Source organism: Pseudomonas sp. IT-P260 (genome assembly GCF_949768395.1).
Classification (GTDB): Bacteria; Pseudomonadota; Gammaproteobacteria; order Pseudomonadales; family Pseudomonadaceae; genus Aquipseudomonas; species Aquipseudomonas parakoreensis.
Genome location: NZ_CATKPO010000022.1, coordinates 152252 through 165972 on the forward strand (window position 1 = coordinate 152252; position 13721 = coordinate 165972).

The following is a 13721-nucleotide window of genomic DNA, read 5'->3' on the forward strand; positions in this document are numbered from 1 at the left end:
CTGCATACCCTGTGGGAGCGAGCCTGCTCGCGAAAGCGGTATACCAGCCAACATCCATACCGACTGACACACCGCATTCGCGAGCAGGCTCGCTCCCACAGGGAAGATTTCCAGCACTCAGTCGAAGGTAATCCCCTGCGCCAGCGGCAACTCCAGCGAGTAGTTCACGGTATTGGTCTGCCGGCGCATGTACGCGCGCCAGGCGTCGGAACCCGACTCACGACCGCCACCGGTCTCTTTCTCGCCACCGAATGCGCCGCCGATTTCCGCGCCGCTCGGGCCGATGTTGACGTTGGCGATGCCGCAGTCGCTGCCGACCGCCGACATGAACTGCTCGGCCTCGCGCACGTCGGTGGTGAAGATGCACGACGACAGGCCTTGCGGCACCGCATTGTTCAAGCGCAGCGCTTCCTGGAAGTCGCTGTAGCCGACCACGTAGAGGATCGGCGCAAAGGTTTCGCTGCAGACCACATCGCTCTGCTCCGGCATTTCGACGATGGCCGGCGACACGTAGTAGGCGTTGGGGAACTGTTCTTCGAGCTGACGCTTGCCGCCGAATACCCGCCCGCCCTCGCTCAGTGCCTGTTCCAGCGCGTCCTGCATGTTTTCGAAGCTGTGTTTGTCGATCAGCGGGCCGACCAGATTGCCTTCCAGCGGATGGCCGATGCGCACCTTGGCGTACGCGGCTTTGAGGCGGGTGACGATTTCTTCCTTCACTGACTCATGGGCAATCAGCCGACGCAGGGTGGTGCAACGCTGACCGGCGGTGCCGACCGCGCTGAACAGGATGGCGCGCACGGCCATGTCCAGATCGGCGCTCGGGCCGAGGATCATCGCGTTGTTGCCGCCCAGCTCAAGAATGCTGCGGGCGAAACGCGCGGCGACTTTCGGTGCCACTTCGCGGCCCATGCGGGTGCTGCCGGTGGCGCTGATCAGCGCGACACGCGGGTCATCCACCAGCGCTTCGCCAGCGTCACGACCACCGATGATCACCTGGCACAGGTGCGCCGGCGCATCAGTGAAATTCTTCACCACGCGATCGAACAGTGCCTGACAGGCCAGTGCGGTCAGCGGGGTTTTCTCCGACGGTTTCCACACCACCGGGTTGCCGCAGACCAGCGCCAGCGTGGTGTTCCACGCCCACACTGCGACCGGGAAGTTGAACGCACTGATCACGCCGACCACGCCCAGCGGATGCCAGGTTTCACGCATGTGATGGCCCGGGCGCTCCGAGGCGATGGTCAAGCCGTACAGTTGACGCGACAGGCCGACGGCGAAGTCGCAGATGTCGATCATCTCCTGCACTTCACCGAGGCCTTCCTGAGTGATCTTGCCCGCTTCCCACGAGACCAGTTCGCCGAGGTCAGCCTTGTATTCGCGCAGCACCTCGCCGAACTGACGCACCAGCTCGCCGCGACGCGGGGCCGGCACCTTGCGCCACTGCTCGAACGCATGATCTGCGCGACTGATGTGCTGCTCGACTTCGGCCGGGCCTTCCCAGTTCACGGCGGCGATGCGGCTGCCGTCGATGGGCGAATGCACCGGCACTTTGCCGTTCTGGTACAGGGCCGGGTTCACACCAAGACGATCAAGCAATGCGGCAACCATGGGTCACTCCTCAAGCGAAAAACTGAATGTGTGCGGCCGAATGTTCACGACCGGGCAGGCCTTTAGTTGTAGCTTCCCGAAGGCAAGGCAACAAACGACCTTTACGCGAGATATCATTCCGTTTATTCATGCTGCGCATAGAAAGACAAGAAAAAGGACCACCCATGCTGAACAAACGCCACCTGCCGTCGATCACCGCGCTGCAGTGCTTCGAGGCCGTGACCCGGCACCTGAGCTTCACCCGGGCCGCCGAAGAACTGAACCTGACCCAGAGCGCCGTCAGCAAACAGGTCGCGCAGCTTGAGGAATTGTTGCAGCACTTGTTGTTCCGCCGAGTGCGTCGGCGTTTGCAGATGACTCCGGCCGGGGATTTGTACCTGGTGGAAGTCCGAAAAATCCTCACTCAGGTGGAAATGTCCACGCATTACCTGCGTTCCTACGGCGGCGAGACCGAAGTCCTGCGCGTCTCCACACCCTCGACCTTCGGTGCGCGCTGGCTGGTTCCGCGTCTGAAAGGCTGGCGTCTGCGCCACCCGTCGATCCATCTCGACCTGTGCAACGAGCAGGAGGCGGATGACTTGCTGCAGGGGCGCAGCGATCTGGCGTTCTATTTCGGCCAGGGTTCGCGCCCCGGCACCGAATGCCTGAAGCTGTTCGGCGAAGAGCTGGTGCCGGTCTGCGCGCCCGGCAGCCTGCCGGAAACGCCCTTCACCGATCCGACGCAACTGACCGATCTGGTGCTGCTGCAAAATGCCTCGCGGCCACAGGCCTGGCACGATTGGTTCGACAGTCAGGGTTACCACACCGAACACAGCTACCACGGGCCGCGTTTCGAAACCTTTTATATGTGCATCCGCGCCGCCCAGGTCGGCTGCGGCGTGGCGCTGCTGCCACGGTTTCTGGTGGAAGAGGAATTGGCCGACGGCAAACTGGTCATTCCCTGGCAGCATGCAATGCCCAGCTCCGACGCCTATTACCTGGCTTACCCGGAGCACGCGGCGGAAGTGCCGAAGGTGCGCGATTTTGTGAAGTGGATGCTGGAGCAGATCGATAGCCCGAATGCCTGACCCGATTGAAAACTGTGGGAGCGAGCCTGCTCGCGAAGAGGCCGGCACATTCAATATCAATGTCGACTGAAATGACGCCTTCGCGAGCAGGCTCGCTCCCACAAGGGTTCTGCGGTGATCTAAAAAATTGCTGGCAATCCCCACCGCTGATATGCGCCACTAGCACCATTGTTTGATACCGCGCCTTGCGCGGTGCACCTGGAGACCCCATTTATGAGCGAGAGTGTGTTTGCCGATCGCATCGTGCAGAACCTGCTCGACACCGACTTCTACAAACTGACGATGATGCAGGCGGTGCTGCACAACTACCCCAACGTCGAAGTCGAATGGGAGTTTCGTTGCCGTAACAGCGAGGATCTGCGGCCGTATCTGGCCGAGATCCGCTACCAGATCGAGCGTCTGGCCGAGCTGAGCCTGAGCGCCGACCAGTTGAGTTTTCTCGAGCGCATCACCTTCCTCAAGCCGGATTTCCTGCGCTTTCTCGGACTGTTCCGCTTCAACCTGCGCTACCTCCACACCGGCATCGAGAACGGCGAGTTGTTCATTCGTCTGCGCGGCCCGTGGCTGCATGTGATCCTTTACGAAGTGCCGCTGCTGGCGATCGTCAGCGAAGTGCGCAACCGCTATCGCTACCGCGAAATCGAACTGGTGCAGGCGCGTGAACAGCTCTATCGCAAGTTCGACTGGCTCAGCGCCAACGCCTCGGCCGACGAACTGGCGCAATTGCAGGTCGCCGATTTCGGCACCCGTCGGCGTTTTTCGTACCGCGTGCAGGAAGAAGTGGTGAACGTGCTCAAGCACGATTTCCCCGGACGCTTCGTCGGCACCAGCAACGTGCACTTGTCCCGCGAACTGGACATGAAACCGCTGGGCACCATGGCCCATGAATGGATCATGGCCCACCAGCAACTCGGCCCACGCTTGATCGACAGCCAGATCGCCGCGCTCGACTGCTGGGTGCGCGAATACCGTGGCCTGCTGGGGATTGCTCTCACCGATTGCATCACCACCGACGCCTTCCTCGGCGACTTCGACCTGTTCTTTGCCAAGCTCTTCGATGGTCTGCGCCACGACTCCGGGGATCCGGTGCAGTGGGGTGAAAAATGCATCGCCCACTACCACAAGCTCGGCATCGACCCGATGAGCAAGACCCTGGTGTTCTCCGACAGCCTGACCCTGCCCAAGTCGCTGGAGATCTTCCGCGCGCTGCACGGGCGGATCAACGTCAGCTTTGGCATCGGCACCAACCTGACCTGTGACATTCCGGGTGTCGAACCGATGAGCATCGTGCTTAAAATGACCGCCTGCAACGGCCAGCCGGTGGCGAAGATCTCCGACGAGCCCGGCAAGACTCACTGTAAAGACCCGAATTTCGTCGCCTATTTGCGACATGTGTTCCAGGTTCCTGCCGTTTCCAGTCTATCTAGCAAGGAGTGAATTCATGCAAGCCGTACAGCGTGAGATTGCTGAACAGCTCAAGGTGCAACCGCCATTCGCCGGGCATCAGGCCCTCGAAGCGGAAGTCGCCCGACGCATCACCTTTATCCAGGATTGCCTGGTCAATTCCGGCCTCAAGACCCTGGTGCTGGGCATCAGCGGCGGTGTCGACTCGCTGACCGCCGGTCTCTTGGCCCAGCGCGCCATGCGTGAGCTGCGCGAGCGCACCGGCGACAACGCCTACAAGTTCATCGCCGTGCGCCTGCCGTACGAAACCCAGTTCGATGAGCACGATGCGCAAGCGTCGGTGGATTTCATCGCCCCGGACGAACGCCACACCGTGAACATCGGCCCGGCGGTCAAATCCCTGGCCAGTGAAGTGGCGGCGTTCGAAGGCAAACACGCGGTGTCGGTGGATTTCGTGCTCGGCAACACCAAGGCGCGGATGCGCATGGTCGCCCAGTACACCATCGCCGGCGCGGCCCACGGGCTGGTGATCGGCACCGACCACGCGGCGGAAGCGGTGATGGGCTTCTTCACCAAGTTCGGTGACGGTGCCTGCGACCTGGCCCCGCTCAGCGGTCTGGTGAAAAACCAGGTTCGGGCGATTGCCCGCAGCTTCGGCGCGCCGGAATCGCTGGTGGAAAAAGTGCCGACCGCGGATCTGGAAGACCTGTCGCCGGGCAAACCGGACGAAGCGTCCCACGGCGTGACCTACGCCGAGATCGACGCCTTCCTGCACGGCGAGCCGGTGCGTCAGGAAGCGTTCGACATCATCGTCAACACCTACAACAAGACCCATCACAAACGGGTCATGCCGTTTGCGCCTTGATCGGCGACTGAATGAAAAAGCCCGCCGAGGAGCGATCCTCTGCGGGCTTTTCTTTGGCCATTGCATTCATTGATGCGGATGGCTTTTCGCGAGCAGGCTCGCTCCCACATTAACGGCGCAAACCTGTGGGAGCGAGCCTGCTCGCGAAGAACGATGACGCGGTGGCGTTGATTACTTAACAGTGATCGTGCCTTTCATCATCGAGATGTGGCCCGGGAACGAGCAGAAGAAGCCGTAGTCAGTGCCAGCGGTCAGCTTCGATACGTCGATGGTCAGCGAGTCTTTCTCGCCGGCACCGATGATTTTGGTGTGAGCGATAACGCGCTCGTCGCCGTCTTTCAGGTAGTTCTTGTCGATGCCAGCGGCCAGGCCATCGGTGGCGATCGGCTGCATGTCAGCGGTTTTGCTGACCACCAGGTTATGGCCCATGACGTTCTTCGGCAGGTTCCCGGAGTGGGTCAGTTCGACAGTGAAGGTCTTGCAGCTCTTGTCGATCACGATTTCCTTGGTGTTGAAGGACATCTGATCGGTGGAATCAACGGTGGTTTTGCACTCGGCAGCCATCAATTGGCTGCTGGCCAGCGCCAGCAGGGATACCGCAACAACTTTGGAAAACATGGTGAATCTCCAAGGCAGGGTTAACAAAAACACGAATGATGGAAAGACTGCCTGAAATCTTCGCAAGTTCCTATGACTTGAGTCAAAAATTGTATACAACTTTCAGGCTATGACACTCATCGAAACAATCTACCGGCCAGATTTCCCGGCCGGGCCTATGATCGGCGCATCTACTGAAACGGAGTGCCTGTCATGTTCTTTAACGGTCTGTTGTGCAGTTTGCTCGCCGCCTACGCCTGTGGCGCCAGCGGTACCTTTGAATCGCCAGAACGCGAAGTCTAGCCCTTGGATCGAGGCCTGCCAGCCATTACCCTGTGACGGATTGACCCAGGAGGAAGGCATGTCTCTCAAATCCGTTTGTGTATTTTGCGGTGCCAACGCCGGCACTGATCCGGCTTACACCGAAGCCGCCCAAGCCCTTGGCCGGGCCCTCGCCGAGCGCCAGCTGACGCTGGTTTACGGTGGTGGTGCCGTGGGATTGATGGGCCTTGTCGCCGACGCCGCCCTGGCCGCTGGCGGCGAAGTGATCGGGATCATTCCGCAAAGTCTGATGGACAAGGAGATCGGCCACAAAAGCCTGACGCGCCTAGAAGTGGTCGATGGCATGCACGCGCGCAAGGCGCGCATGGCCGAGCTGAGCGATGCCTTCATCGCGTTGCCCGGCGGCCTCGGCACGCTGGAAGAGCTGTTCGAAGTCTGGACCTGGGGTCAGCTCGGCTACCACGGCAAACCGCTGGGGTTGCTGGAAGTGAATGGTTTCTACAGCAAACTCACAGCTTTTCTCGACCATATCGTCGGCGAAGGCTTCGTTCGCGCGCCACACCGTGACATGCTGCAAGTGAGCGAATCGCCCCAAACCCTGCTCGACGCCCTCGATCAGTGGAAGCCGACCGTCACGCCCAAGTGGGTCGACCAAAAACCCGGCTAACCGCCAGGCACCGATACAGGGCAGAATACGCGCCGCTCAACCTCACCTTCGACCCCAGAGGATCGCCCATGGCCAAACCCAATTACTCCTTCGCCAAACGTCAACGAGACCTGGCAAAGGAGCAGAAGAAAGAGGAAAAGCTTCAGCGCAAGAAACAGATGGCTGAAGAAGCGGCACTGAACCCTGACGGGGAAGTGGCGACTGACAACGATGATGATGTTGATGCACCGAAAGACCAGGCGCCTGACGCCTGAGCCCCATCGGGTTTGATCATCGAATCAGACCCTGCGGATTTGTGACGGGGCTGGCGGTTCAGCCGCTGGCTCTCACAGCCCTCCCAAATACACCCAATTCCCATGTGGGAGCGAGCCTGCTCGCGAAAGCGGTGTATTAGCCACTTATATGCTGATTGACCTGACGCCTTCGCGAGCAGGCTCGCTCCCACCGCTGATCAGCGTTAGTCCAATGGCATCACGGTAACGCGGACCTCCGGGTCGTGAGACCCGCCCCCCAGAATCACCCCGCGCAACGGCGACACATCGGAAAAATCCCGGCCCCATGCCAGGGTGATGTGCTCCAGCGCCGGCTGCACGTTGTTGGTCGGATCGAAATCCACCCAGCCCGATACCGGACAGAACACCGACACCCACGCATGTGAAGCATCAGCGCCGATCAGCCGTGGCTGGCCCGGCGGCGGCTGGGTCAGCAGATAACCACTGATGTAGCGCGCTGCCAGCCCTCGCGAGCGCACGCAAGCGAGCATCAGATGCGCGAAGTCCTGACAAACGCCACGCCGGCGCTCCAGCACCTCGACCAGCGGTGTCGCCACTTGCGTCGCCTCGGCGTCGAAAGTGAACTCGCTGAAAATCTTCTGCATCAAAGCCTGCACGCCCAGCAACAAGGGTTTGCCCGGAGGAAAACAGCTTTCGGAGAATTCGACGAAGCTGCGCTTCAAATGCACGTAGGGCGACTGAAAGCGATAGCGACAAGCCTCCAGCATTTCGGCGGACAACGGCTGGCTGCTGTAGGTCAGCGCGTTGCGCGTCTGCTCCCACGCCGGGGACAGACTGAAATCCGCCAGTGGCCGCGCCAGCACCTCAACCGTGAGCCGGGCGTTGACCTGCAATTCGTCATGCGGGCGCTCGAAGGCCAGTCGGGTCAGCGGATTGCCGAACACATCCAGCTCATCCCGCCGCGTCGTCGGCTGCGGGCTGATCAGCAATCGCTGCTCGGTGCAGCGCTGCCATGCGCACTCACGCGGCCACAGGTGCGCCAATTGCTGTGCCAGCGACACCGGGCTGTCGTAGTGGTAACAGGTGTCGTGAAAGATCTGGTAGTGCGCGCTCATCAGACGGACACCGTGCGCTGGCTGACATCATCGACATGGGCAAAATGGCGCAGCGCCAGACGATCGGACACCTGAGCGCTGGCCTCGGCAATCGCTTGCAGCAGATCCGCCAGGCCATCGAGCGCCGCACGCACGCTGTTCTCCCCGAACAGCGGGTTCTCCAGACAGCCCAGATCGAACCGCGCCAGACGCTCGACCAATTGCGCCAGCCCGGCCTCGCGAGGCACACCGAAATCATCGTTCAAGCGTTTTAACGTGCGGGTTACCAGTTTCAACTGGAACAGCACCGCGTGCGGGTTCTGCTCATCCAGCAGCAACAGGTCGAGCACCGGAATCAACTGCGCCACCGCCAGATACCGCGAACGGTAGGTGATGCTGCTGTTGCCCAGTTCCAGCAGCCATTCCAGCCCGGCCTGATCGAACGCCCCGGCACCGCGCAGAAACGCTGCCAGACTGCTGCTGAGAAACTGCAAACGTTCGATGCGCCGGCCGATCATCAGAAAGCGCCAACCTTCGTCGCGGGTCATGTCGTCGAGGGCAAACCCGGACAACGCCGCCAGTGACATCACCAGCCGGTTGAGGAAATCCAGCAACTCGCCGAAGTCCGGCTCCTCGGTGTCCAGTTCCAGCGCCTCGCGCTGCAACTCGACCAACGCCTGCCAGTTCTCCCGCGAAAGCTTGCCGCGCACCTGCGAGGCCGCCCACTGCAAGCGCTGCAGGTTGGAGCGCAGGCTGAACGACCAGTCCTCGCCGAGCAGCGCCGCCAGCAGGCGCTCCGGCAACTCGCCCTCCTCCGGCAGCAACATCAGACGCTCGCCCAGCGCCACCGCTGCCTGCAAGGCTTGCGGATCATCACCATCGACATACCGCGCGAGCATGATCCGCAGCAGTCGCGCACTGTCGTCACAACGCTCGCAGTAACGTCCGAACCAGAACAGGTTCTCCACCACCCGCGAGGGCAGGTACGGATCGCGGCGCACCAGATCGTGCACGCCGACGTTGCGCTGGGTTTTCCATTGTTCGCCACTCGGCGCACGCTCGCCCAGCACCCAGGTGTCCTTGCTCGCGCCACCGCGCTGCATCGACACCACTTCGGCATCGGCCTCGGCGGCCACCCGGGTCAGGCCACCGGGCAGCACGCGATAGCCATCGCGACTGGCCACGGCGTACATGCGCATGCCGATGGCTCGCGGTTGCAACTGGCCGTCTTCGGCTTGCCAGATCGGCGCCTGCGACAACTGCGCCAGCTCTTGCGCGACATAAGCGTATGGCCGGGCCTGCATGCGCTCGGCGAGCGCCTGACGCTGTGGTTCACTCAGATCGCGGCCGAATACCGGCGCGAAGCTTTGTGAGGGGAATGCCGGTTTGATCAGCAGCTCCGGCAGTTTTTCCAGCGCCTGCGCCAGCACCGGCGCCTCGCCGCACCACCAGGTGGCGATGGACGGCAGCAGCAGTTCTTCGCCGAACAGGTACTGATTGATCTTCGGCAAAAATCCGAGCAATCCCGGCGACTCCAGCACGCCGCTGCCCAACGCATTGGCCACCAGCACCCGGCCCTGACGCACCGCTTCCAGTAAGCCGGGCACCCCGAGTGCCGAGTCGGTGCGCAGCTCCAGCGGGTCGCAGAAGTCATCGTCGAGCCGGCGCATGATCGCGTGCACTCGGCGCAGACCGCTGAGGGTTTTCAGGTACACCGTGGCGTCGCGCACCGTCAGGTCGCCGCCCTCCACCAGCGGATAACCGAGCTGACGCGCCAGATAAAGATGTTCGAAGTAGCTTTCGTTGAAGCGTCCCGGCGTGAGCAACACCACCAGCGGCGCGTCGTCAGCACATGGCGCCTGACGCGCGAGGGTTTCCTGCAGGGTGCGGAAGAACCCGGCCAGGTGCTGCACCTTCAGATCGCGGTACAACTCGGGAAACGCCCGTGAAACGATGGTGCGGTTTTCCAGCGCATAACCGGCGCCCGACGGCGCCTGGGTACGATCCGCCGTAACCCACCAGCGCCCGTCCGGCGTGCGCGCCAGGTCCACGGCATACAGATGCAGAAACGCCTCTTCCGGTGGCGCGATGCCCTGACAGGGCCAGAGAAAATTGTTGTGGCCGAACACCAGCTCCGCCGGCAACAGCCCTTCGCGGATCAGCCGCTGCGGCCCGTACAGATCCGCCAGTACCGCGTTGAGCAAACGCGCACGCTGGGCAATCCCTGCCGACAGGTGCTGCCATTCATCAGCAGCGATCACATGCGGCAGCAGGTCCAGCTCCCACGGGCGGTCTGCGCCCTTCGGATCGGCGTAGACGTTATAAGTGACCCCGTTTTCCTGAATCTGTCGGGCGAGCAACGCCTGCCGCTGCACGAGTTGCACCGGGGTGCTGCGCTGCAATTGATCGAACAGCCGCCGCCAGTGCGGGCGCACTTCCCCGCTGTCATCCAGCAGTTCGTGATAAGTGCCCGCAGTGCGCGGGTAGCGGTCTAGCAGGTCAGGCATGGAAAGCTCGGCAGACAGCAGGGAACGGTCAGACTAACGCAGGCACATGACGTGCGGATATACGAAAAATCCGCATGTCGTGCAGGACTTAGAAACGTCGTAAATCGAGCGTCATCGGCAACTCGTCGGAGATTGTCAGGTTGGGTATCGGAAGTTTTCCCGGCGTGTGTCCGATACGGAAAAACCGCGCCATGCGCCGGCTCTCCGCCTCGTTGGCGTTGACCGGCAACGTTTCGTAATTGCGCCCGCCCGGGTGCGCCACGTGGTACTGACAGCCCCCCAGCGAACGCTGCATCCAGGTGTCGAGCAGATCGAACACCAGCGGCGCGTGCACTGGGATGGTCGGTTGCAGACAGTTGGCCGGTTGCCAGGCCCGAAAGCGCACACCGGCGACGAACTCGCCGATGCGCCCGGTCGGTTGCAGCGGCACCGGGACGCCGTTGCAGGTCAGCAGATAACGCTGCGGCGGCAGGCCGTTGAGTTTGATCTGCAAACGCTCCAGCGACGAGTCGACATAACGCACCGTGCCGCCCGCCGTACCTTCCTCGCCCAGCACATGCCAAGGTTCCAGCGCCTGGCGCAGTTCCAGTTCGATGCCGTTGACGGCGTAATCGCCGACCTTGGGAAAACGGAACTCCAGATGCGCAGCGAACCACTCGGCGCGCAATGGATAACCGGCGTTGTTCAGTTCGACGATGACGTCGGCGAAATCCTGCTCGATAAAGTGCGGCAGCATGAAACGGTCGTGCAGCTCGGTGCCCCAGCGCGCCAGTTTTGGCGGCGCATACGGCTCGCGCCAGAAGCGTGCGACCAGCGCGCGCAGCAACAACTGCTGGGCCAGGCTCATGCGCGCGTGGGGCGGCATCTCGAACGCGCGCAGCTCCAGCAGACCAAGACGCCCGGTCGCGCCATCCGGCGAATACAATTTGTCGATGCAGAACTCGGCACGGTGAGTATTGCCGGTGACGTCGATCAGCAGATTGCGCAGCAGGCGATCCACCAGCCACGGCGCGCACTCTTGGCCCGGTTCAGGCATCTGCGCGAAGGCGATTTCCAGTTCGTACAAAGCGTCGTTGCGGGCCTCATCAACACGCGGCGCTTGCGAAGTCGGGCCGATGAACAACCCGGAAAACAGGTAGGACAGCGACGGGTGGTTATGCCAGTAGCTGATCAGGCTGCGCAGCAGATCCGGACGACGCAGGAACGGTGAGTCCGCCGGGGTCGCGCCACCGAGGACGAAATGGTTGCCGCCGCCGGTGCCGGTATGGCGCCCGTCGATCATGAATTTTTCGGTGGTCAGGCGGGTTTGCCGCGCTTGCTCATAGAGAAACTCGGTGCGTTCGACCAGTTCGTCCCACGTCGCGGACGGCTGCACGTTGACCTCGATCACCCCCGGATCCGGGGTGATGCGAAAGTTGCTCAGGCGCGGATCACTCGGCGGCTCGTATCCTTCCAGCAGCACCGGGCAACGCAGCTCTTCGGCGGTGGCTTCGATGGCCGCCACCAGTTCCAGATAGTCCTCGACCCGCTCCAGCGGCGGCATGAACAGATACAGACGCCCTTCGCGCGCTTCGGCGCAGAACGCGGTGCGGGTCAGCCAGTCGGCGGACTCGTCGATTGTAAGCGCACGTTCGTCGGTCGCGGCGGGTTCGGCATGACTGTTGAGCCGAATGGTGTCCGGCAGCTCGGGGAAGTCCTGATTCGGATCGTTGGGATGAATGAACGGATACTCGGCGGCCTTCACCCACGGCTGCGAACCGAGCGGCAGACGGTAACCCAGCGGCGAGTCCCCCGGCACCAATCGGCAATGCTCGTCGCGCAGATACCAGCGCCCGCTCTGCCATTGATCACCCTTGGCGGTGCGCGCCAGCGGCAGCACCTGACCGATCACTTTATCCAGGCCCTGATTGAAGACCTTGCGCAGACGTGCGCGCTCCAGCGGCTCTTCAAGTCGCGAATCTTCAGCGCTGACATTGCTCGGCAATGCGCCCTCGCGCCAGAGGTAATAAAAATTGTCTTCGTAGGCTGGAAACACGAAACGTGCAGGCAATTTCAGGCGTTCGGCAACACTCGCGAGAAAGCGACCGGCCAGCACGCCATCGGCGCCGTAGTCCTGCTGCTCATCGGCGATCAGCGCGCTGTTGTGCCAGATCGGCACGCCATCGCGGCGCCAATAGCAGTTGAGCGACCAGCGCGGCAATTGCTCGCCCGGGTACCACTTGCCCTGACCGAAATGCACCAGACCTTTCGGCGCATAGTGCTGGCGCATGCGCTGGAACAGTTCGGCGGAGAGGCGGCGCTTGTCCGGGCCCAGCGCGGCGGTGTTCCACTCGGCGCCGTCCGGGTCATCGATGGAGACGAAGGTCGGCTCGCCGCCCATGGTCAGGCGCACATCGCCTTCCAGCAAGTCGGCATCGATCTGCCGGCCCAGCGCCTGAATCGCCAGCCACTGCTCATCGGTGTAGGGCTTGGTCACCCGTGGCGCTTCCCAGATGCGCTCCACCGACATTTCGTGGCTGAACTGGCATTCGCACGGCTCGACCAGACCACTGATCGGCGCGGCTGAGGATGGATCAGGGCTGCAGGCCAGCGGGATATGTCCTTCACCGGCGAACAACCCGGACGTAGCATCCAGACCGATCCAGCCAGCGCCCGGCAAGTACACCTCGCACCACGCGTGCAGATCAGTGAAGTCCACTTCGGTACCGGACGGACCGTCGAGGCTCTTCACGTCGGCGGTCAGTTGAATCAGATAACCGGAGACGAACCGCGCGGCCAGCCCGAGGTTGCGCAGCAGTTGCACCAGCAGCCACGCCGAGTCGCGGCAGGAGCCGGACGCATGTTCGAGGGTGTGTTCCGGGGTCTGCACGCCCGGTTCCATGCGGATCAGGTAGCGGATGTCTTCGCTGAGGCGCTGGTTGAGCATCACCAGGAAATCCACAGCAGGCAGCGGCGTACGGTCGATCCCGTCCAGATAGGCTTTGAATGCCGGAGTCAGCGGCAGGGTTTCGAGGTACGGTGCCAGCTCTTTGCGCTCATCGGCCGCGTAATTGAAGGGGATTTTCTCGGCGTAGGGTTCGAGGAAGAAGTCGAACGGGTTGAACACCGCCATCTCGGCCAGCAGGTCGACCTCGATGCGCAACTCGTCGGTTTTCTCGGGGAACACCAGACGCGCGAGGTAGTTACCCTGCGGGTCTTGCTGCCAGTTGATGAAATGCTGCTCGGGCGAGACCTTCAGCGCATACGAAAGAATCCGCGTGCGGCTGTGGGCGGCCGGACGCAGGCGTACGATCTGCGGGCCGAGTTCGACAGCGCGGTCGTAGCGGTAATGCGTGACGTGATGCAATGCGACATGAATCGACACGGCGTGCCTCCTGCGAGCCTAAGCGTATTCGAA

The 13721-nt window shown here is 62.2% G+C and carries 10 protein-coding genes; 5 read left to right on the plus strand and 5 right to left on the minus strand.

The genetic code is table 11. The annotated features are described in order from the left end of the window. Positions 1-117: 117 nt before the first annotated feature. Positions 118-1608 (minus strand): aldehyde dehydrogenase family protein, encoded by a 1491-nt coding sequence (locus tag ACM6HV_RS11505; RefSeq protein ID WP_182403595.1) that lies wholly within the window; start codon positions 1606-1608, stop codon positions 118-120. Between the two features lie 164 nt (positions 1609-1772). Between ACM6HV_RS11505 and ACM6HV_RS11510 the strand changes: the two genes are divergently transcribed. The 3 genes from ACM6HV_RS11510 (at position 1773) to nadE (ending at position 4944) form a co-directional block, all read left to right on the plus strand. After that, positions 1773-2675 carry a LysR family transcriptional regulator gene (locus ACM6HV_RS11510; protein WP_414904239.1) on the plus strand — a complete coding sequence of 301 codons (903 nt, stop codon included), beginning with the start codon at positions 1773-1775 and terminating at the stop codon, positions 2673-2675. 213 nt (positions 2676-2888) lie between these two features. Continuing rightward, complete coding sequence (pncB, locus tag ACM6HV_RS11515) at positions 2889-4112, plus strand: nicotinate phosphoribosyltransferase (protein ID WP_041065644.1); 1224 nt, start codon at positions 2889-2891, stop codon at positions 4110-4112. Positions 4113-4116: 4 nt separating this feature from the next. Next, positions 4117-4944, plus strand: a complete 828-nt coding sequence (gene nadE, locus ACM6HV_RS11520) for an ammonia-dependent NAD(+) synthetase (protein WP_047290995.1) — start codon at positions 4117-4119, stop codon at positions 4942-4944. A 171-nt stretch (positions 4945-5115) separates the two neighbouring features. On the opposite strand, the gene azu is transcribed toward nadE, so the two are convergent. Next, entirely contained in the window at positions 5116-5562 is a 447-nt protein-coding gene (gene azu / locus ACM6HV_RS11525) for an azurin (protein WP_414904240.1), read from the minus strand. A 340-nt stretch (positions 5563-5902) separates the two neighbouring features. Between azu and ACM6HV_RS11530 the strand changes: the two genes are divergently transcribed. Next, positions 5903-6490: a TIGR00730 family Rossman fold protein gene (locus ACM6HV_RS11530; RefSeq protein ID WP_095138130.1), complete on the plus strand. Its 588-nt coding sequence runs from the start codon at positions 5903-5905 to the stop codon at positions 6488-6490. A 68-nt stretch (positions 6491-6558) separates the two neighbouring features. Further along, positions 6559-6744: a hypothetical protein gene (locus ACM6HV_RS11535; protein WP_025111839.1), complete on the plus strand. Its 186-nt coding sequence runs from the start codon at positions 6559-6561 to the stop codon at positions 6742-6744. 203 nt (positions 6745-6947) lie between these two features. Here the strand turns inward: ACM6HV_RS11535 and ACM6HV_RS11540 are convergent, their stop codons facing one another. The 3 genes from ACM6HV_RS11540 to ACM6HV_RS11550 form a co-directional block, all read right to left on the minus strand. Further along, positions 6948-7838: a transglutaminase family protein gene (locus ACM6HV_RS11540; protein ID WP_414904241.1), complete on the minus strand. Its 891-nt coding sequence runs from the start codon at positions 7836-7838 to the stop codon at positions 6948-6950. Continuing rightward, positions 7838-10324 carry a circularly permuted type 2 ATP-grasp protein gene (locus ACM6HV_RS11545; protein ID WP_414904242.1) on the minus strand — a complete coding sequence of 829 codons (2487 nt, stop codon included), beginning with the start codon at positions 10322-10324 and terminating at the stop codon, positions 7838-7840. Before ACM6HV_RS11545 ends, ACM6HV_RS11540 begins: the two co-directional genes overlap by 1 nt. Before the next feature lie 88 nt (positions 10325-10412). Next, a complete protein-coding gene (locus tag ACM6HV_RS11550) occupies positions 10413-13688 on the minus strand; it encodes a DUF2126 domain-containing protein (protein ID WP_414904243.1) in 3276 nt (1091 codons plus the stop codon). Positions 13689-13721 lie beyond the last annotated feature (33 nt).

Excerpts from the sequence above, each read along its gene's own strand:
- ACM6HV_RS11505 (WP_182403595.1), bottom strand. The coding sequence starts at position 1,608 with ATGGTTGCCGCATTGCTTGATCGTCTTGGTGTGAACCCGGCCCTGTAC.
- ACM6HV_RS11510 (WP_414904239.1), top strand. The coding sequence starts at position 1,773 with ATGCTGAACAAACGCCACCTGCCGTCGATCACCGCGCTGCAGTGCTTC.
- pncB (WP_041065644.1), top strand. The coding sequence starts at position 2,889 with ATGAGCGAGAGTGTGTTTGCCGATCGCATCGTGCAGAACCTGCTCGAC.
- nadE (WP_047290995.1), top strand. The coding sequence starts at position 4,117 with ATGCAAGCCGTACAGCGTGAGATTGCTGAACAGCTCAAGGTGCAACCG.
- azu (WP_414904240.1), bottom strand. The coding sequence starts at position 5,562 with ATGTTTTCCAAAGTTGTTGCGGTATCCCTGCTGGCGCTGGCCAGCAGC.
- ACM6HV_RS11530 (WP_095138130.1), top strand. The coding sequence starts at position 5,903 with ATGTCTCTCAAATCCGTTTGTGTATTTTGCGGTGCCAACGCCGGCACT.
- ACM6HV_RS11535 (WP_025111839.1), top strand. The coding sequence starts at position 6,559 with ATGGCCAAACCCAATTACTCCTTCGCCAAACGTCAACGAGACCTGGCA.
- ACM6HV_RS11540 (WP_414904241.1), bottom strand. The coding sequence starts at position 7,838 with ATGAGCGCGCACTACCAGATCTTTCACGACACCTGTTACCACTACGAC.
- ACM6HV_RS11545 (WP_414904242.1), bottom strand. The coding sequence starts at position 10,324 with ATGCCTGACCTGCTAGACCGCTACCCGCGCACTGCGGGCACTTATCAC.